This is a genomic window from Cognatishimia sp. (assembly GCF_964229375.1).
GTDB lineage: Bacteria > Pseudomonadota > Alphaproteobacteria > Rhodobacterales > Rhodobacteraceae > Cognatishimia.
Genome location: NZ_CAXREH010000050.1, coordinates 1 through 19,066, shown reverse-complemented (window position 1 = coordinate 19,066; position 19,066 = coordinate 1). Strand labels below are relative to the sequence as shown.

Annotated in this window: 20 protein-coding genes and 1 tRNA gene; 14 read left to right on the top strand and 7 right to left on the bottom strand. The window is 56.9% G+C overall.

The window, feature by feature from the left end; translation table 11 throughout:
* The 4 genes from ACEQWH_RS03920 to ACEQWH_RS03905 form a co-directional block, all read left to right on the top strand.
* Positions 1-360, top strand: a 360-nt coding sequence (locus tag ACEQWH_RS03920; RefSeq protein ID WP_370228409.1) for an amidohydrolase family protein, incomplete at its 5' end; no start/stop codon positions are given.
* A gap of 58 nt (positions 361-418) precedes the next feature.
* A complete protein-coding gene (locus ACEQWH_RS03915; protein WP_370228408.1) occupies positions 419-1,168 on the top strand; it encodes an allophanate hydrolase subunit 1 in 750 nt (249 codons plus the stop codon).
* Entirely contained in the window at positions 1,165-2,178 is a 1,014-nt protein-coding gene (locus tag ACEQWH_RS03910) for a biotin-dependent carboxyltransferase family protein (protein WP_370228407.1), read from the top strand. The genes ACEQWH_RS03915 and ACEQWH_RS03910 overlap by 4 nt, the downstream gene beginning before the upstream one ends.
* Complete coding sequence (locus ACEQWH_RS03905) at positions 2,179-2,934, top strand: LamB/YcsF family protein (RefSeq protein ID WP_370228406.1); 756 nt, start codon at positions 2,179-2,181, stop codon at positions 2,932-2,934.
* On the opposite strand, the gene ACEQWH_RS03900 is transcribed toward ACEQWH_RS03905, so the two are convergent.
* The 6 genes from ACEQWH_RS03900 to ACEQWH_RS03875 are packed head-to-tail and all read right to left on the bottom strand — an operon-like array spanning position 2,931 to position 8,306.
* A complete protein-coding gene (locus ACEQWH_RS03900; protein WP_370228405.1) occupies positions 2,931-3,731 on the bottom strand; it encodes an MBL fold metallo-hydrolase in 801 nt (266 codons plus the stop codon). The genes ACEQWH_RS03905 and ACEQWH_RS03900 overlap by 4 nt on opposite strands.
* Positions 3,728-4,534 (bottom strand): TatD family hydrolase, encoded by an 807-nt coding sequence (locus ACEQWH_RS03895; RefSeq protein ID WP_370228404.1) that lies wholly within the window; start codon positions 4,532-4,534, stop codon positions 3,728-3,730. The genes ACEQWH_RS03900 and ACEQWH_RS03895 overlap by 4 nt, the downstream gene beginning before the upstream one ends.
* Positions 4,534-5,655, bottom strand: coding sequence for a DNA polymerase III subunit delta' (locus ACEQWH_RS03890; protein WP_370228403.1), 1,122 nt, complete (start codon positions 5,653-5,655; stop codon positions 4,534-4,536). The genes ACEQWH_RS03895 and ACEQWH_RS03890 overlap by 1 nt, the downstream gene beginning before the upstream one ends.
* Complete coding sequence (tmk, locus tag ACEQWH_RS03885) at positions 5,648-6,274, bottom strand: dTMP kinase (protein ID WP_370228402.1); 627 nt, start codon at positions 6,272-6,274, stop codon at positions 5,648-5,650. The genes ACEQWH_RS03890 and tmk overlap by 8 nt, the downstream gene beginning before the upstream one ends.
* Before the next feature lie 15 nt (positions 6,275-6,289).
* A complete protein-coding gene (locus ACEQWH_RS03880; protein WP_370228401.1) occupies positions 6,290-7,447 on the bottom strand; it encodes a D-alanyl-D-alanine carboxypeptidase family protein in 1,158 nt (385 codons plus the stop codon).
* A 25-nt stretch (positions 7,448-7,472) separates the two neighbouring features.
* Complete coding sequence (locus ACEQWH_RS03875) at positions 7,473-8,306, bottom strand: SPOR domain-containing protein (RefSeq protein WP_370228400.1); 834 nt, start codon at positions 8,304-8,306, stop codon at positions 7,473-7,475.
* A gap of 191 nt (positions 8,307-8,497) precedes the next feature.
* Between ACEQWH_RS03875 and ACEQWH_RS03870 the strand changes: the two genes are divergently transcribed.
* Positions 8,498-8,587, top strand: a tRNA-Ser gene (locus ACEQWH_RS03870).
* Between the two features lie 100 nt (positions 8,588-8,687).
* On the opposite strand, the gene ACEQWH_RS03865 is transcribed toward ACEQWH_RS03870, so the two are convergent.
* Positions 8,688-9,341 carry a GntR family transcriptional regulator gene (locus ACEQWH_RS03865; RefSeq protein WP_370228399.1) on the bottom strand — a complete coding sequence of 218 codons (654 nt, stop codon included), beginning with the start codon at positions 9,339-9,341 and terminating at the stop codon, positions 8,688-8,690.
* 170 nt (positions 9,342-9,511) lie between these two features.
* Here ACEQWH_RS03865 and ACEQWH_RS03860 point away from each other — a divergent pair, with 170 nt between their 5' ends.
* The 9 genes from ACEQWH_RS03860 to ACEQWH_RS03820 all read left to right on the top strand — a co-directional run.
* Positions 9,512-10,594, top strand: a complete 1,083-nt coding sequence (locus ACEQWH_RS03860) for a Gfo/Idh/MocA family protein (protein WP_370228398.1) — start codon at positions 9,512-9,514, stop codon at positions 10,592-10,594.
* Between the two features lie 97 nt (positions 10,595-10,691).
* Positions 10,692-11,693 (top strand): TRAP transporter substrate-binding protein DctP, encoded by a 1,002-nt coding sequence (gene dctP, locus ACEQWH_RS03855; protein ID WP_370228397.1) that lies wholly within the window; start codon positions 10,692-10,694, stop codon positions 11,691-11,693.
* Between the two features lie 39 nt (positions 11,694-11,732).
* Positions 11,733-12,293, top strand: coding sequence for a TRAP transporter small permease (locus tag ACEQWH_RS03850; RefSeq protein ID WP_370228396.1), 561 nt, complete (start codon positions 11,733-11,735; stop codon positions 12,291-12,293).
* A complete protein-coding gene (locus ACEQWH_RS03845; RefSeq protein WP_370228395.1) occupies positions 12,290-13,585 on the top strand; it encodes a TRAP transporter large permease in 1,296 nt (431 codons plus the stop codon). The genes ACEQWH_RS03850 and ACEQWH_RS03845 overlap by 4 nt, the downstream gene beginning before the upstream one ends.
* The gene (locus ACEQWH_RS03840; RefSeq protein WP_370228394.1) at positions 13,585-15,462 is read left to right on the top strand and encodes a bifunctional sugar phosphate isomerase/epimerase/4-hydroxyphenylpyruvate dioxygenase family protein; all 1,878 of its coding nucleotides are present in this window, start codon (positions 13,585-13,587) and stop codon (positions 15,460-15,462) included. Before ACEQWH_RS03845 ends, ACEQWH_RS03840 begins: the two co-directional genes overlap by 1 nt.
* Positions 15,459-16,271 carry a citryl-CoA lyase gene (locus tag ACEQWH_RS03835; RefSeq protein WP_370228393.1) on the top strand — a complete coding sequence of 271 codons (813 nt, stop codon included), beginning with the start codon at positions 15,459-15,461 and terminating at the stop codon, positions 16,269-16,271. Before ACEQWH_RS03840 ends, ACEQWH_RS03835 begins: the two co-directional genes overlap by 4 nt.
* Positions 16,264-17,436: a Gfo/Idh/MocA family protein gene (locus ACEQWH_RS03830; protein ID WP_370228392.1), complete on the top strand. Its 1,173-nt coding sequence runs from the start codon at positions 16,264-16,266 to the stop codon at positions 17,434-17,436. Before ACEQWH_RS03835 ends, ACEQWH_RS03830 begins: the two co-directional genes overlap by 8 nt.
* A complete protein-coding gene (locus ACEQWH_RS03825; protein ID WP_370228391.1) occupies positions 17,424-18,092 on the top strand; it encodes a hypothetical protein in 669 nt (222 codons plus the stop codon). Before ACEQWH_RS03830 ends, ACEQWH_RS03825 begins: the two co-directional genes overlap by 13 nt.
* On the top strand, positions 18,092-19,066 hold a 975-nt coding region (locus tag ACEQWH_RS03820), incomplete at its 3' end, for a Gfo/Idh/MocA family protein (protein WP_370228390.1). The genes ACEQWH_RS03825 and ACEQWH_RS03820, both read left to right, overlap by 1 nt.

Sequence of the window (19,066 nt, the reverse complement as noted above, 5' to 3'; positions counted from 1 at the left end):
GCACAAGCCTGCCGCGACAGTGGCATTGCGATCATGATGGGGGCGCCAAACATCATGCGGGGCGGGTCTCACTCGGGCAATGTCTCGGCATTGGAACTGGCTGATTTGGGCCTCTTGGACATTGTGTCTTCTGACTATGTTCCAGCAGCGTTGCTGCAATCCGCCTTCCGCTTGGCCAAACTTTGGGATGATTTGCCGCGTGCGGTTCAAACGGTCACCAAAGCGCCCGCGCGGGCCGCAGGACTGATGGATCGCGGTACGCTTGAGGCGGGTATGCACGCAGATTTGCTGCGCATTCGTCCGCTGCGGGACATTCCGGTCGTCCGTGGTGTCTGGAGCCATGGGCGTCAGGTGGGTTAAGCCCTTGTAATCTGTGCGTGGGCAGGACATTTTTGGCGCATTCGATAAAGAAGCGCCCATGTCCTCTCACGCCTCAGACACGCCCGTCATTTTGCCCCTTGGCCTCACGGCTTTGATCGTGCGCTTTGGTCTAAAGGCACGGCCAGAGCTGACGGTGGCGGTGCGCGCCTTTGTGACTGATCTTGAGGGGGATCCCATTGATGAGGTGACCCAGATCGCCGGGTCTCTGACCACAGTCATGGTGGAATTCGCGGGCGGCTCGGATGTGCGTGCACGTGTGCAGGCGGCCTTGCAGGCGCGGCTCTCGCGTCGCGATTGGAGCACGGTTGCGCGGCCTGATCCGCTGCGGCGCTGGACAATCCCGGTGGCGTTTGGCGATGCGTTTGGACCTGACTTGTCCAAGGCTGCGCAGGCGGCGGGGATGACGGAAACCAATGCCGTTGAGGATCTCTGCGCAACCGAGGTCGAGGTTTTAACCCTTGGGTTTGCGCCCGGGCAGGCCTATCTGGGCTTTCTTGATCCCCAGTGGAACATCCCCCGTATGGCCGAGATCAACCCGTCGGTCCCGGCGGGCGCCTTGATCCTTGCGATCCGGCAACTGATTGTATTCACGAATGAAAACCCAACTGGCTGGCATCACATTGGCCAAACCGGGTTCCTGCCGTTTGTGCTCGACCGTACGGATCCCATTTTGTTGCGCGGCGGAGATGTACTGCGGTTTGCGCCCGTCAGTGCCTCAGAGATGAGCGATAGGCTCGCCAACAATCCAGATGGTTTGGGCGGCGCCAAGCTGGAGGTTTTGCGGTGAGCGTTCTGTTTCACGGCAACGGTCCGGCCATCAGCATTCAGGACTTGGGACGCCCCGGCCAGATTGCGGCCGGGTTGTCGCGCGGCGGTGCGATGGACCGGCTTGCGCTGTTTGAGGCGGCCGCTCTGCTGCAAGCGCCACAGGTTTTGCCCGCCCTTGAGGTGCCGGGATTTGGCGGGGCTTTCACCTTTCAGACCACAACACGCATCGCGCTGACCGGCGCGCCGATGGCCGCGACGCTTGATGGCAGCACATTGGCGTGGAACCGCACCCATCTTATTCCGGCAGGGGCCAAATTGACGCTAGGGGCCTGTGTGCATGGCAGCTATGGCTATGTGACGTTTGCCGGAGGGATTGAAAGCCCGGTGCATCTTGGCAGTCAGGCGGCGCATCTGATGGCGGGCATTGGGCAGGTTTTGTCGCCAGGCGCAGAGATCTGTATCGGTGCCGATCCGGACCATGATGCTGCCCAAATGGGGCTGGTGCCGGATGCACGATTGGACGGCGGCGTCTTGCATGTGGTGGCTGGTCCGCAGACCGACCTGTTTGAGACCGAAACCCAGCAAGCGTTTTTTGCTGCGACCTTTACAAAGTCAAACAGAGCAAACCGACAGGGCATCGGACTGGATCATCCGTCGTTAAAGTTTGGAACAGATCAGGCCGCAGGACTGGCCTCAGATTTCATTATGCAGGGCGACATCCAGCAAACAGGGGACGGGGTGCCCTATGTGCTGATGGCCGAATGTCAGACCATGGGGGGCTATCCTCGTATCGGAACGGTGATCCCCGACGATCTGCCCAAGCTGGCGCAGGCGCAGCCGGGAAAGCCGTTTACCTTCAAGCTGATATCCCGCGACGATGCCGAGTCGCGATCCAAGTCTGAGGCTGATATCCTGAAAGGGCTTCGCGCAAAGGTCGCGCCGGTGGTTCGAAACCCTGCCGACATGAGCGACCTTCTCAGCTATCAATTGATCAGCGGCGTCACAGCGGGACATGATCCGGAGGACTAGATGACAAAAGTAGACCTGAATGCAGATATGGGTGAAAGCTTTGGTCCCTGGCCGATGGGCAATGACGCCGCTCTGTTGAAGATTGTCACAAGCGCGAATGTGGCTTGTGGCTGGCACGCAGGCGACGCGGATACGATGGCGGCGACTATGACGCTTGCGCGCGACAGTGGCGTTAACATTGGGGCCCACCCGGGGTTCGCAGATCTGCAAGGTTTTGGCCGTCGCCGGATCAAGCTTGCTCCGAAAGAGCTGGAAAACCTCGTTATTTATCAATTGGGTGCGGCACAGGCGACAGCGTCTGCGCTTGGCACGAAACTGCGCCACCTCAAGCTGCACGGGGCGCTGGCCAACATGTGTGCCGAAGACGAAGACATGGCACACGCCGCCTATGCCGCGGCGCTGAAGGTGGATCCAGACCTGACCATTATGGCCATCGCCGCTACGGCTCAGGAACGCGCGGTGCGGCGGTTGGACTGTCAGTGGGTCGGCGAAATCTTTGCGGATCGGGCCTATGAAGACAGCGGGCTATTGGTGGATCGCAGCAAAGAGGGCGCGGTAATTCATGACCCAACTGAGGCCTCAGAGCGGGTGTTGAAAATGGTCGAGGACCAAGCGATCTATGCGCAGTCGGGCCTGAAGATCCCGACCAAGGTCGACACGATTTGCCTGCATGGTGACGGTAAAACCGCCGTTCAGATTGCACAGACCTTAAAAGACAATTTGACCCGCGCCGGCGTCGAGATCAGGCCTTTCTAGACCTCGAACGTCAGACGCAGCCCGTCATAGGCCGGCACAATATGGTCCGCAGTTTCCGCGGCCACTGTGTCATAGTCCAGATCCACATGCATGTTCGTCAGAACTGCACGTTCTGGGGCAGCGCGTTCGATCCATTCCAGGCTGTTGTCCAAATGCGAATGCGACGGATGCGGCGCGCGGCGTAGCGCGTCCAGGATCCAACATTTCAAGCCGCCAATCTGCGCCCATGCATCCTCGGAAATGTCTGAAACATCAGGCATATAAAGGACATCGTTCACCCGAAACCCAAGTGCTTCGATGCTGCCGTGTTCTACCTCAATCGGGGTCAAGGTGATGTCGCCTCCGGCACCCGAGATCGTGACGTCGCCGTCGATCCCAAACAGATCCAGAATGGGCGGGTATGGCGAGTTGGGCGGTTGCACAAAGGCATAGCCAAATCGCGACAAAAGCGCGTCCTGCGTCGGCCCATCGGCCCAGACTTTGACGCGTTCGCGCATGTTGAAAACGATCATGCGCAGATCATCGATGCCGTGCACATGATCGGCGTGCGAATGCGTATAGACCACGCCATCGATATGGCCGACATTCTCGCGCAGCAGCTGCTGACGCATGTCTGGCGAGGTGTCGATCAGAACGGTGGTGGTGCCGTCGGGCGTCGTGCGCTCGATCAGCAGCGAGCAGCGTGTGCGCCAGTTTTTGCTGTTGTTTGGATCGCAGTCGCCCCAGATGCCGCCAAGCCGCGGCACGCCGCCAGAGCTGCCGCATCCCAGAATGGTGAAGGTCAGCGTGCCGGTCATGCAGCACTCGCTTTGTTCAGCGCGGCTTTGGTAAACAGACGCTCAAAGTTGGCCTCGGTTTGGGCGGCAAATTCCGGATAGCCCATGCCAAAAACCTCGGCGCCCACCCGTGCAGTATGCGCAACATAGGAAGGCTCGTTGCGCTTGCCGCGGAAGGGCGGGGGCGCAAGATATGGCGCATCGGTTTCCACAAGAATGCGGTCCACCGGAGCCGAGGCAAAGATGTCGCGCAGCTCTTGGCTTTTGGGAAAGGCCGCGATGCCTGACATGGAGAGATAAAACCCAAGGTCTAGGGCCGCTTTGCCCAACTCTGCAGACGAGCTGAAACAATGCATGACGCAGGAATAAGGCGCGTTGGCGTATTCTTCGCCTAGGATACGGGCCATATCATCGTCGGCGGCGCGGGCGTGAATAATCAGCGGCAGGCCCGTTTCCTGCGCGGCTTGAATATGCACGCGCAACGACTCTTTCTGAATCTCGGCCGAGTCCGCAGTATAGTGATAATCTAGCCCGGTCTCGCCAATGCCAACGAATTTAGGATGGGCAGACAATGCCACAAGCTCGTCGACCGTGGCCAAGGGTTCGCTCGCGGCACTCATCGGGTGTGTGCCTGCGGCATAGAACACCGGCGCGTGGGCCTCGGCAATCGCGCGGACTGATGGTTCATTGCGCAGTTTGGTGCAGATTGTCACCATGCGATGCACACCGGCCTCGGCCGCTTTCGTGACAAAGTCGCCGATTTGCCCTTCGAAATCAGGGAAGTCTAGGTGGCAGTGACTGTCGGTAATCAGAGGTTCGGACATTAGAAGCGCTGTGCGGTTTGTTGGATCTTCCAAACCGTATCAAGCACCAAAGCGGCAGGGTCAAGGTTCACCGACTTACCATGGCGGCTGCGGGTCGAGATTTCTTGGGCCACATCCGCCCAGGCCCGTGCGTGTGCCGGGGATTTGGACAGGTTTGCCAGCACTTGTCCCTCGTTGGGGGCGGCTTCGACCTGCGGCAATTGGCCGGTCGCTCCTACGCGCACAAGGCGCAAAAGGAACAGATCGATCAAGTTCAAAAGATGGTCCAGCCGGTCTTGTTGTCCGGGCATAGCGGCGCTTTCAGCAAGGCCCATCGCCAATTGGCGGTCAGGACGCGGCATGCCTGCAAACAGGGCCACCAGTTGCGCATAGATCTCGGGGCCACCGGATTGGGCCAGACGTATCGCTTCTCCGACAGAGCCACCGGCCAGTTCGGACAATGCGGGCGAGGCGGGCTCGCCAGGATCAGCTTGCTCCAGCGCGCGGGCCATATCGTCTGGCGACAAAGGCGCAAGGCGCAGTTCGCGGCAACGGCTGCGGATCGTTGGTAACAGGCGCGAGGGCTGATGACTGATTAACAGCAACGTGGTGTCTGCAGGCGGCTCTTCCAGCAGCTTCAGCAGAGCATTCGCGGCAGACACGTTCATTTCGTCCGCGCTGTCCACGATCACAACGCGGTGGCCGCCATCGGCAGCGGACAAGGCGAAGAAGTTCTTAAGCTTGCGCACCTCATCCACGGTGATCTGAGCTTTGAACTTTTTGGTCTTTTCGTCGTAGGGGCGTTTGACCGCAACAAGCCCCGGTTCCGACCCGGCCTGAATGCGGCGGGCCACTGGATGCTGGGGATCAATCGCCAGTGATGTCGGGGCAGGGCGCGCGCCAAACAGCCCGTCGTCCTGCGCCTTGGGGGTCGCGATCAAAAAGCGGGCGATCTGCCAAGCAAGGGTCGCTTTGCCGATGCCACGCGGCCCTGTGATCAGCCAGCCGTGGTGCAGCCGACCGGCGTTGAACACATCCAGAAAGCCTTGTTCTGCCGCCGATTGTCCAAACAGCGCAAGGGTTTCGCGCGGGTGCGGCGCGCCGTCAATTTGATCGGACTGGGGCAGGGCGTCATCAGTCATTCAGAAAGTCTAGCACAGTTTTCTGAATGTCTGCGGCCACCGCATCCATGCTTTGATCGCCATTGATGATTTGAAAGCGATCTGCGAATTCCTGCGCCAGCCCCAGAAAGCCTGCCCGCATCCTGTCTTGTAAGTCCTGACCGAAATCCTCGAACCGCTCTTCAGCGGTCTGACGGCCCTTGGCCCGTGCCAGCCCGGTGGCCGGATCCATATCGATCAGCACGGTCAGGTCCGGCTCGCGGCCAATCATCAAACTGTGCAGCTGATCGACCAGAGCGCGCAAGTCGCCTCGGGACAGACCTTGATACATCCGTGTGCTGTCGGCAAACCGGTCGCACAGAACAATTTTTCCAGCATCCAGCGCAGGCAGAATGGTGCGTTCCAGATGATCGCGCCGCGCCGCTGTGAACAACAGAATTTCCGTTTCGGCGGACCAGCGATCCGTCGCCCCCTCAAGCACCAAAGACCTGATTTCCTCGGCACCTGCAGAGCCACCGGGCTCGCGGGTCACCACCACCTGATGCCCGGCCTCTTGCAAGGTGGCAGCCAGACGTTTCAACTGGGTCGATTTTCCAGACCCATCGATACCTTCAAAGGTGATGAACGCGCCGTTTCTCATGTCTGGGACGTCCCTTTAGGAGCCAAGTCCAAAGTTCTTGAACAGAACCGAGGTTGCGGTGCGCATCCGAACAGTGAACCCGCCTGCGGTTACAGAATCTTCGGCCACCAGCGGCACACGGACCTCTGGCAGATCGCCTGCTGTGATCACCAGCTCTGCGATTTCCTGACCTGCCTCAATCGGCGCTTGCAAGGGGCCGTTATAGACCACTTCGGCAGAGACCTCATCGCCCGCAGAGACTGGAACCAGAATGTCGACATCCTCGGCTGACACCAAGCCAACCCGCGGCATGTCTCCCATCCAGACATCTGCCTCAGCCACACGTTTACCAGACCGCAGGATGGTCTTTGTGCTGAACTGGCGGAATGCCCAATTGACGATTTGTTCCGAAACTTCAGCACGTTCCTTGGCGCTTGTCATGCCTGTGACCGCAAAGATCACCCGACGCGGCCCCTGTTTCGCGGACCCGACCAAGCCGTATCCAGCCTCTTGCGTGTGGCCCGTCTTTAAGCCGTCTGCGCCAACCCCAAGCCGCAGCAAAGGGTTGCGGTTGGTCACATTCTGAGGCGCCCGACCGTCAAATTCGAACTTGGTTTCGGAAAACATCGGATAGAATTCGGGGAAGTCCGTAATCAAGCGGTTCGCCAGCAACGCCAGATCCCGCATCGACATCCGGTGGCCCGGCGCAGGCCAGCCGTTGGAATTGGCAAAGGTCGAACTGGTCATGCCCAATTGACGCGCGCGCAGGGTCATCTGACGCGCAAAACCGGCCTCGGTGCCATCAGGAGACAGGGTCTCGGCGATCACCGCGCAGGCGTCATTGCCAGACAGAACAATAATCCCACGGATCAGATCCGAGACCGTGACGCGATCAGTTGTGTCCAGAAACATGGTCGAGCCGCCATAGTTCATGGCGTGCTGGGACACCGGCAGTTTTTCTTCCATGCTGAGACGTCCGTCGCGCACCGCTTCAAACGCCATGTAAAGCGTCATCAGTTTGGACATAGACGCTGGCGGCAGGGCCTCGTCCGCGCGTTTGGAAAACAGGATCGTGCCGGTGGTGTGGTCGATCACAAAGCCAGCCTTGGCACGGTTTTCAAAGGCCGATGCAGGCGACACCAAAAGGGCCGCTACTGCAAAGGACGCCATCAATCGCTTGGCAAAAGCAAACATGGTGCGGGTCTCCAGTGGATCCGAATTAATTGGACACCGAGTAGGCGTCGGTAAAGCCGTTGTCGCGGATGCGTTTGATCAGCGAGGACAGTTCTGATTTCGACGTGGCAGGGCCCACGATCACACGCCAGAACGGTTTGCCCTTGATGGTCTGCGCCTTGACCGTCGGGATCATGCCCGCGTTGCGCATCTGGTTGGCGGCATTATTGGCATTTCCCTCGACGCTGAAAATACCAATCTGCACAAAAGGTTTCGCCAGATTGGATTGAACGGCCGGCGCTGTGGCGACCTGCTGGGACTCTGCGCTGTCGATGGCCGCCGAAGCGGAGGCGATCGGGTCGAGCGTCTCTGTGTCGACGGCTTCTGCGGCCTCAACTGTGTCTACGGTTTCTGCCACCACTGGCGCCTCTTCGCGACGCAGGGCGGTGACTTCGATTTCAACCGGCTGGCCCGCGAGAACAGAAATCGCCGAGGCCGCATCAGACGACAGCTGAACGCGAGGGCCAGGGATGGCGCGCTCGCGGCGGAACAATGCACCGATCACGAATTTGCCGTTGGCTTTGTTCTTGATGATCACCCGTTCTGGCTCGACCACATCGGGGTGCGCAACCCAGACGCCGCCCAGCGAAGGACGTCCGTCCCAAAGACCGGCTTCCGAGACATAAAACACCTCAGGCGCTTCGACATCGCGTTCCACAACCGTGGTCGAGGTCGCGCCCGCCGGTGCCTCGGCACTGGAATTGCCACCCAGGTTAAAGCCCTGAAAATCTTCGCAACCCGCCAAAAGACCAAGCGCAACAACGCCCGCTAAGGTTTTGGAAACTCTTGTGAACTGCCTGTTCATATGCCCTGCTGTCATCCTGCCTTGCCCTTTGCCTGATGCCGCTTATCAAAGGCCCTTCGATGCGGGGCGCACCTGAGACCCTATTTATGTTAAGCGCAGTGTAGCGAGTGCACCGCCGCAAGGAAAGTGCGCGTTAAAAAATCGGCGAATTTTCCCTCAATTGCGGTCTTTCAGAATCAAACGGAGCCATATAGACGAGGCGGACCGGAGGAGTGGCAGAGCGGTTGAATGCACTGGTCTTGAAAACCAGCAAGGGTTAACGCCCTTCGTGGGTTCGAATCCCACCTCCTCCGCCACCGACCTTTGTCTCAGTTTTCCCCATAGACCTGGTGCCGAAAACCAACGAAGTTTTGTCTGCGCACTGCTGACGCCAGCCACCGTTCGGCGCTCGTTTCGTCAAAACGCCTGAAGCGTGTGCTCCAGTCCTTTTTCTACATGCACCTGAAGCGCCAATGCAGCCGCGTCTTGGTCTCGTGCCAAGGCGGCTTCGAACATTTCTTTATGTTCCAATACAGCTTCGGTGCCACGATAGGTGAGGACCAGCATCTGATAGCGCAGATATTTGTCAAACAAGACGGCATGAAGCGACAGCAAGTTCTTTGAGCCGCAGGCAGAGATCAGGGCCTGATGAAATTCCCAGTCATAGCGTTTCCAGTCTTCCTTGCCGCTGATGTCTCCTGACTGCATACGTTGTTCCATGAGGTGCAGCTTGTGATGGGCGGCGACAAGGTTGCCTTCCCAGTCCGTGTCTCCGTTTGCAACGGACAGACGTAGGGCATGGCACTCCAATAGGACCCGAAGGTTTGCAATCTCGATCAAATCCTCTCGGGACACATCGGTCACAAAGAACCCGCGCTGATCTTGAGCGGCGACGAATCCTTCGCTTGCCAGACGGTTCAGCGTTTCGCGCAGCGTCGACATGCTGGCGGCGTATCTCTCTTTTAACCCATCCAGCTTAAGCTTCGAGCCGGGCGCGAGATCGCCGAATATGATGTCTCGTTTGATCCGTTGATAGGTGTTTGCGCCGACGACGTTGAGTGATTTTGCCATGTTCTTTGTCTGACCGTTGTGCGTTTGTCATTTAAAATACGGGAATTGAGCAGTTTCAGCAAATCGAAATAAAATCCGGTGAAAATAAAAATATCAGATATTATTGCAATCACCCAAAGAAAGTTGCTAGGTTGCCTGCGACTCGAAATGAAAGACGCAGGAATTCACGCATGTCAGACAAGACTCGCATCGCGGTTGTAGGCTTTGGGCTCGTTGGGCGCCGCCACGTCGACGTTGTGCGGTCATTGCCAGATCTAGAGCTGCATAGTGTTGTCGAAGCTGACCCAAGCAGTGCAGCGAAAGCAGCGGAGTTGGGCGTTCCAGTTTATGGGTCGTTGGCGCAGATGTTTGATGTGGATCGTCCAGACGGCGTGCTGCTGGCAACGCCAACGCCCCTTCATGTCGAGCAGGGTATGCTGTGTATTCAAAACGGGTGCGCGACGCTTATCGAAAAGCCGATCTCTGTGACTTCTGGCGAAGCCTTGCAACTGACGCGCGCCGCAGAGCTTGCAGATGTACCGTTGCTTGTCGGGCATCACCGCCGTCACAACGGGATGGTTCAGGCGGCGAAGGCGGCGCTCGTCCAGGGGCGTGTCGGTGACATTCGCGCAGTTCAGACAACTTGCTGGTTCTATAAGCCTGAGTACTATTTTGATGAAGCCCCTTGGCGCACCAAAAAAGGCGCTGGCCCGATATCGGTGAACTTGGTCCATGATGTTGATTTGCTGCGCCACTTTTGTGGTGAGGTTCTGTCTGCACAGGCTGTTTCGGTGCCGTCGCGTCGTGGTTTTGAAAACGAAGACCTTGCAAGCGCCATTCTCTCGTTTGAGTCAGGCGCGGTGGCGACGATCTCGGTGTCCGACAGTATCGTGGCGCCCTGGAGCTGGGAGCTTACCTCGCGGGAAAACCCACGTTATCCGGCGACGAGCGAAAGTTGTTATCTGATCGGCGGGTCTGAAGGGGGGCTTTCATTGCCAGATCTTCGTGTGTGGGCGCATGAGGGTGGTCCGGACTGGTGGTCTCCGATCAATGCGCAAACACTTGCACATGATATGCACGATCCGCTTGCGGCTCAAATGTCGCATTTTTCGAGGGTTATTCAGGGGGTTGAGGAGCCTCTTGTCTCGGGCCTTGAAGGGTTGAAATCACTTGAAGTTGTTGAGGCAATCGCGCGCTCTGCGGAAAGCGGGCGGGCGGTAACCATCGCAAGCATGGACAGGCTGAGCCAGGAAAATCAAAAGGAAGCCGTTTAAAATATCAGATATTTTGCAAAACATATTGCAAAATCTGGAAAGTCAGTAAAAACTCAAAGGACCATTTAGGGATGGTCATTCCATAGGGAGGAAAATCATGATCATGAAATTGACACGCCGCGCAGCAATTGCGTCCGTGGCGGCTTTGGCGATGGCCACAGGCGCGCTCGCTGACGGCCATCAAATGACGTTCACGTTGGCCACATCTGGGTCCGAGACCGACCAGCGCTCTGTTGCGATGGCCGAAGTCTTTGCGCCAATGGTGGCTGGCTTTGCCGACTACCAAGCAGGCTATAACGGCACTTTGTTTGCGCAAGGCACCGAACTTGAAGCCATCGCGGGCGGCAACCTGACCATGTCGATTGCTTCTGCACAGGAACTGGCTCAGTTCTTCCCAGAGTTTTCGATCTTTGCCACCGGCTACGTGCATCAGGATGCCGCGCATCAGGTGCGCGTGTTCAATGATCCTCTCATGGATCCGTTTAAACAAAAGGTCGAAGACGAGCTGGGCGTGAAACTCCTGTCCGTCATGTATCTGGGCCGTCGTCACGTGAACCTGCGCCAGACACGCGAAGAGCTGGACGTGCAGACACCGGCTGATCTGGCAGGCGTAAACCTGCGGATGCCAGGCACTGACGCATGGCAATTCCTAGGTGCAGCCCTTGGTGCGTCTCCGACACCGCTGGCCTTCTCTGAGGTTTATACCTCTTTGGCGTCTGGCGCGATTGATGGTCAAGACAACCCACTGCCGACAGTGGTTGACCAAAAGTTCTATGAAGTCACCAAGCAGATCTCTCTGACGTCTCACTTGGTTGACCTGAACTACATCGCGTTTTCCAAGGAAACTTGGGACGGTTTGACCGCTGATCAGCAGTTGACCGTGCAGCGTGCAGCTGATGCGGCGGCGGCATATGGTCGTTTGAAGCAGCTCGACAAAGAGAACAATCTGGCTGACTTCATCCGCAGCCAAGGTGTCGAGATCTATACGCCTGACCTTGCTGCATTCCGTGAACATGTGCAGTCTCAGTATGTCGGCAGCGAAGCCGCTGCGGCTTGGCCAGAAGGTGTTCTGGAGCGCATCAACGCGCTTGGGAACTAAGGCCACTTAGTCACGTACAACACCGCGGGAGAGCACAATATGAAAACACTTTCTAAATGGTTCACCCGCGGCACAGAGTTTATCGCCGCCATGGCTTTGGCGGCGATTTTTATCACCTTTCTTTTGCAGATTCTCTTTCGCTATGTGCCCTTTCTTGAGCCGATTGGCTGGTCAGTCGTCCTGATCTCGCTGCTCTGGGTTTTTGTGATTTTCTTCGGCTGTTCTTTCATCGTGCGCGAACAGGATCACGTAACATTTGACGTTGTCTATCTGGCCGCTCCGCGGCCGCTTCGCAAAATTCTGGCGCTGATTACGGCGGTCCTTGTGGTTGCAGCCATGGTTTATGCCTTTCCGGCGACCTATGAGACGGTCTTTGCCAACCGTCTGATGGAGCTTAAAAAAATCCAAACAATCCGTGTTCCAATTACAGGCGACCGGATCGCGATCAAATGGCTCTTTGCGCCCTTTGTCATGCTGATGGCGGTGGTAACACTGCGGTACCTGTGGCGGATCTATACAGTGCTGCGCTTTGGCCCACCTGAAACCGAAATCGACATGCTTATCGGCAATGTTGCGGATGACGAGGAGGCACAACAATGAGCTTTGAGTTGATCATGGGCATGATTGCCCTCTTCGGGATGGCCGCGATCGGCACGCCTGTCGCCTATGCGATTATTGTCGGTGTTCTGGTGTATCTTGGTGTCTCTGGTCAAGACCTTGCGATTGCAGGGACAACGATGGTGCAGCGACTGTTTGATGGCTTTCTGCTGCTGGCGGTTCCGCTGTTCATTGCCTCGGCCAATATCATGAATGCAGGCTCGATTTCCGATCGCCTGTTGCAGTTCTGTATTGCCTTGGTGGGCCGTTTCAGGGGCGGCATGGGCCATGTAAACGTGGTCGCAAGTTTGATCTTTTCGGGCATGTCAGGTTCTGCCGTTGCGGATGCTGCAGGCATTGGCAAAATCATCATCGACATGATGGTCAAAAGTGGCCGCTATACCCGGGGCTACGCCGCCGCGATCACGGCTGCCACGGCCACGATCGGCCCGATCATTCCGCCGTCTATTCCAATGGTTCTTTATGCTTTGGTGTCAAATGCCTCTGTCGGAGATCTGTTCCTTGCAGGCATTGTGCCGGGCCTTGTGATGGGCGTTGTGCTCATGGGGATGAACTCTTTGATTTCCCACCGGCGCGGTTTTGGTCAGGAAGAACCTGTGCCTTTGCGTGAGATCCCCGGCCTGACCGTGCGTGCAACGCCTGCGCTGTTGATGCCTGTTATCTTGCTTGGCTGTATCTACACAGGGGTCACCACCCCGACCGAAGCTGCTGCGATTGCTGCGCTTTATGCCTTGATGGTCGCCGCGGGATTGTATCGGGCCATCAAGCTCAAGACGCTTTATCAGATCTTTGTCGAAAGCGCGCGCTCTGCTGCATCTGTTGGTTTGGTGATCGGCGCTTCTATGATCCTGACCTACATCGTTATTCAGGAAAACGTACCGCAAGCCATTTCCGACATGTTCTCGGGTGCCGAGATTAGCCCGCTTATGTTCATGATTTTGGTGAACATTCTGGTTCTGCTTCTGGGCTGTATTTTGGACGCGACCGTGATCATTCTTGTGATCATCCCACTCTTTATTCCGACTTGCCGAGAGCTTGGGATCGACCTTGTGCACTTTGGGGTGTTGATTGTGGTGAATTCGATGATCGGATTGATTACGCCACCCTACGGGATCCTGCTGTTTGTCATCAACGCTGTGACCGGAATCCCTCTGAAAGAGATCATACGCGAAATCTGGGCCTTCCTCGCCGTGCTTATTGGCGCGTTGGTCACGATGATAATGTTCCCAGGCATTGTTCTTTGGTTGCCACGCGTGTTTGGGTACGGCGGCTAATGAGCCTTTGTGTCGCCACAACATCCGTACCGGGCGACTTATCGGCCAAGCTTGAGGCCATCGCCGCCGCTGGATTTGCTGCGGTTGAACTGCATGAACCCGACCTCATGGGGTATGCAGGCACGGCCAAAGAGGTTGCAAAAACGGCAAAAGCGCTTGGGCTGAGGATCGAAGTTCTGCAACCTTTTCATGACTTTGAAGGGCAAATTGGCGAGGCACGCTCGTGTGCCTTCGCGCGCTTGGAGCAAAAGCTGGACCTGATGAACGAGCTGGGTGCGAAGACCCTGTTGATTGGGGCTTCGGCGTCACGCAACGCTGCACCAGATCAGATCGTAGAGGACTTCTCTGAACTTGCAGAAATCACTGCGGCCAAAGGGCTGCGAGCGGCTCTGATTGCGCTTCCTTGGGCGCGCCACATAACGAAGGAAACCCAAGCGCTTGAGGTTGTGAACGCTGTAGATCATCCCAGCTTTGGTCTTGCTCTGAATTCGTTTTTTTCCTTGGCGGATGGCTCACAAGCCGCGCGGCTGCGAGATGTGCCTGGCGAAAAACTGTTCCATGTGCAGTTGTCGGACGCGCCCGGCTTTGATTTTGATATTTCGGGCCTGAAAAGTCAGTTTGGATTGCTGCCCGGTCAGGGCGATCTAAACCTAGAGAGCTTTGTGCGTGTACTTGCACGCGCGGGGTATCAAGGACCATGGTCGCTTGCCCGCGTCAGTGATGCGATGCAGGCTGGCCGACCAGCCTATGCGCGCGATGGGTTTCGGGCATTGGTGTCTCTTCTAGATGCAGTGGCAAGTACCGAGCCTGCTCTGAAAAAACCACTCAAGGACTTGCCTAGTCGCGGGTATCCAAGTGGGTTTGAGTTCCTGGAATTCGCTGTTGATGCGGAATCCAAAGACCAATTGACCCAGACCCTGAGCGCAATGTGTTTCCGACGCGAACGCCGTCACGTTTCAAAATCGGTCGAGCTTTGGCGGCAGGGCGCCGTGAACATTGTCGTCAATTCTGAAAGTAGTGGGTTTGCCGCTGATGCTTTTGCGGCGCATGGGCCGACGGTGTGCGATATGGGGTTGCGCGTCAGAGATGCCGATGCAGCTGTCGCGCGCGCAACGGCACTCGGAGCCCCTGTGTTTCAACAGCCGGTCGGAACAGGAGAGCTGGATATTCCGGCCATTCAAGGCGTGGGCGGCAATGTCGTTCATTTTATTGACGAAAAGTCCGACTTGCATCGTGTCTGGGATATCGAGTTCGATCCGGTCTCGAAAACACAGGCAGCGCCACCCGCTGGTCTTAGGCGAATCGATCATGTCGCACAGACCATGCGCTATCAGGAAATGCAAAGCTGGCTAACCTACTACACCACTACATTTGAGATGGAAAAAGCGCCTGTCGTAGATGTGGCGGACCCTTCGGGCGTGGTGCTCAGTCAAGCGCTGTCCAGTCCCGAGGGAGAAGTGCGGCTTAACCTGAACGGGGCAGGCGAACGACGTACGTTCGCAGGGGCGTTTCTGGCCGATCAGTTCGGGGCAGGGGTTCAACACGTCGCCTTTCACAGTGACGACATCTTTGAAACCTCCGCGCGTTTGAAAGAGGTTGGGTTCAGTCGTCTCGCTATGCCTGCGAATTACTATGCGGATCTTGCTGTTCGATTTGGGTTGTCAAAAGACATGACCACAGACCTTCGTGAGGGGCAGATACTTTATGATCGCGACGCCGCAGGAGAGTATTTCCAGATCTACGGCACGCCGATTTTCAACGGTTTCTTTTTTGAGATCGTTGAACGCCGTGGGGGATATCAGGGGTATGGGGCAAGGAACGCCCCCATTCGCCTTGCGGCACAACTTCGTTTTTTACAAGAAGGACAAGCCGCATGAGCCAAGACGCTCAAGCCATACAGACGTGGTGGCGCACGTCGATAATTGACATGGAACCCGGGAAAATCGCGTTTCGGGACCATCCGATTCAGGACTTGATCGGCAATGTCAGCTTTCCGCAAATGATCTGGCTGATGACGCGAGGGTCATTGCCCTCTGCTGAACAGGCGGCGTTGTTCGAAGCGGCGCTGGTAGCGGGCGTGGATCATGGTCCACAAGCGCCATCGATTGCTGCTGCGCGCATGGCGGCCACATGTGGCGTAGGGCTGAACAATGTCCTCGCCACCGGCGTCAATATGCTCGGAGACGTGCATGGCGGGGCAGGAGAGCAATGCGCGGATCTGTTCTATGAAATTTCTGCTGACATGGACAACGGCACCGCGTTGGAGGGTGCAGTCGAAGCAGGATTGGACCGCTGGCGTAAATCGCGTGGTAAGATCGTTTCTGGGTTTGGGCACAGGTTCCACAGACCGGTTGATCCGCGCGCGCCTCGCCTGATGCAGCTTGTCCGAGAGGCCGCGGCGCACGGGACGGTTTCCGGGCGTTTCGCTGACATTGGCGAAGCTGTGCAGACCTCGATTGGCCAGCATCGTGGCACTGAAATCGCGATGAACATCGACGGCGCAACGGCGGTTATTTTCTGCGAGCTTGGCTTTCCGGCCCCATTGTCACGCGGGTTGTTCTGTTTGTCCCGGTCCGTCGGCGTTTTGGCGCATGGATGGGAGCAGATGCAGCAAGGCGGTCGCAACAAAGGCCCGATGCCTCCCAAATACCTACCGAAATATGAACCAACAGAGAGACATGACTAACCCAGAGAAATCCTTCCGGGTCGGCCTTATCGGAACAGGCCGTATAAGTGATATATATCTGAAAACGCTTAAGAAATATAAAGGGGTTGATGTTACTGCCTGTGGCAGCCTGAACCTAGAAGAAAGCAAGGCAAAAGCTGCCGAATACAGTATTCCAAAGGTTGCGACACCCGAGGAAATCATCGCAGATCCAGACATAGATGGCATCCTGAATCTTACAATTCCGGCGGCGCATGCAAACGTCAGTATGGCGGCCCTGAACGCCGGAAAACATGTCTATTCCGAGAAACCACTGGTCAGCGATCTGGCAGACGGACGTCGTATTCTTGATCGTGCGGCTGATCTTGGGCTGGCTGTTGGCAATGCGCCTGACACCTTCTTGGGCGGGCGCTGGCAAGCAGTGCGCAAACTGATCGACCAGGGCGTGATTGGGCGTCCGACGGGCGTGATGGCCTTTGTCGGCACGCATGGAACCGAACGGCATCACCCGAACCCCGACTTTTATTATCAGGCGGGCGGCGGTCCGATGTTGGATCTTGGACCCTATTACCTGTCTGCAATGGTCTTCTGTTTGGGGCCGCTCAAACGGGTTGCGGGCCTGTCAAATCGCGCATTTCAGACGCGCGAGATCGAAAACGGTCCAAGGCAAGGGTTTCAGATGCCGGTCGAGGTCGACACGCATGTGCAGGGCTTACTTGAATTTGAGACGGGTGTTGTCGGCTCCATCACCATGAGTTTTGACGTCTGGGACAGCGAAACGCCTCGGTTCGAAATCTATGGAGAGAACGGTGTCATCTGCGTTCCGGATCCGGATCCGGTGCACGGTGCAAACATCTTCCAAGGCGAGGTTTGGTACCGCACGCGCGAAACATCGCGCTGGTCTCATCAGCCAAGACCTATGGGCCGAGACGCCTGGCAAGTGGCAGAAAATACGCATGGCTTAAACGAAGACAGCAGGGGCATCGGTCTCATCGAAATGGTGGACGCCATAAGACACCAGCGCGCGCCAAGGTGTAGTGGCGAACTGGCGTTTCATGTTCTTGAAGCCATGCACGGCATTTTGGACAGCCCTCAGCGCGGCAGGTTTGTGGATCTGACCAGCCGTCCACCTGAAATAGAAATCCTACCTGAACAAACTGCAAAGGGCATGACATGCCTGTTCTGACACTTTCAATCGGTGATCCATTCTATCAAATTCACGTGGTGACCGACGAAGCATGTGCGACGATCAAGAATCGTACCATCGTTTTGAACCTAAGCGAAAATCCTATCAACATACGAGAGCAAACGCTGGCCCAGTTTCAGTCCGTTATCCTTCGGGATGTCTCTGCTGAAAACCTGAGCCATGCGGTGCTGATCGAGGGTCTTGATGATCACCCAAACGAAGCTGCTCTGATGGAGCAGGTACGTGCAACCTGGCCAAGCGCGTTTGACGTGCGCCAAGAAGAGCGGTTGCGCGGCGTTGGTCATTATATGTCGCCCAAGGTTTGGGTGGGGCAGTATGGCTTTACGGTCTATCACTCCGCGACCATTCCATTGAAGGTCGGCCTGCATAAAGAGCACGATTTCTGCCCCGTGCCCGGTTTTCGTGAAGTGCACACTCAGATCGCGGGATTTGGCAAAATGCAGCAGTGCCGCGAGAAAGACGTCTCGACGCTTTATCTCGAGGAACCGATGGCCCCTGGGTCAACGCACCGTCCAATGTATGACGCCGAAGGAAACTATCCTTGGCATCAATTCGAAACGATCACCCCGTCCATTTTCATGGCTGTCGAGATGCTGCCTGACGGCGCGACACCGCCTGCCGAAGGAGTTCAATGATGTTACTTCCTGATCAAGTTGAGTTTGATGGTTCTTTTCCCAAGCTTAGCCGTCGTCTGCGTCTTGGCGTCGTCGGCGGGGGGCGCGTGTCTTCGATGCAGGCAATGGCGGCGCGTCTGAGTGACCGTTGGGACATTGTTGCCGGGGCGCTTTCGTCCAACCCAGACAGGGCCAAAGCTGCGGCAGCGGATTGGTTTCTGCCGCCGGAACGTTGCTATACCTCTTACGAGGAAATGGCTCAGGCCGAAGCACGTCGCCCGGACGGTGTGGACGCGGTGATGATCACGACGCCCAACCACGTGCATCAGCCTTCTGCTCTTGCCTTTTTAGAGGCTGGCATTGACGTGCTGTGCGACAAGCCACTGACCAATGAAGTGTCTGAGGCTGAAGCACTTGTGAAAGCAGCTAGGGACTCTGGGTGCGTGTTTGGCGTGTCTTACGTGATGTCGTGTTTCGCGACCATCCGACAAGCGCGTGCTTTGGTGCGGTCGGGCGCAGTTGGCAAAATCAATCAGGTGCATGTGGAATTCATGCAGGACTGGATGACTCCAGAGGGCATTGCCGATGCCCCACATGTGAAGTGGCGGCTGGATCCAAGTAAATCAGGCAAGACCAGCTGTGTCGGAGACATTGGCACCCATGCCGCGCATCTTGCGCAGTTTGTGAGTGGTCTGACACTGACAGATCTGCGTGCAGAGTTTCATGTCTGTGGATCCCCGAAACCATTGGAAGACACGGCTTTGATGACCACGCGTTATAATGGGTCTGTGCCAGGAACTCTTATGTGCACGCGCTTGGCCCCCGGAAATCGTGGGGGCCTGAGGCTTCGGATATTTGGATCCGAGGGCGGCCTTGAATGGGATCTAGAGAAGTCGGAACAGCTCAAACTTAATCGGTTTGGTGAACCAGACCAGATCATCTCTCGAGGGCACGGCCACGGCATTGAACCAAACGCTGAAAGACTTGTTCGGACG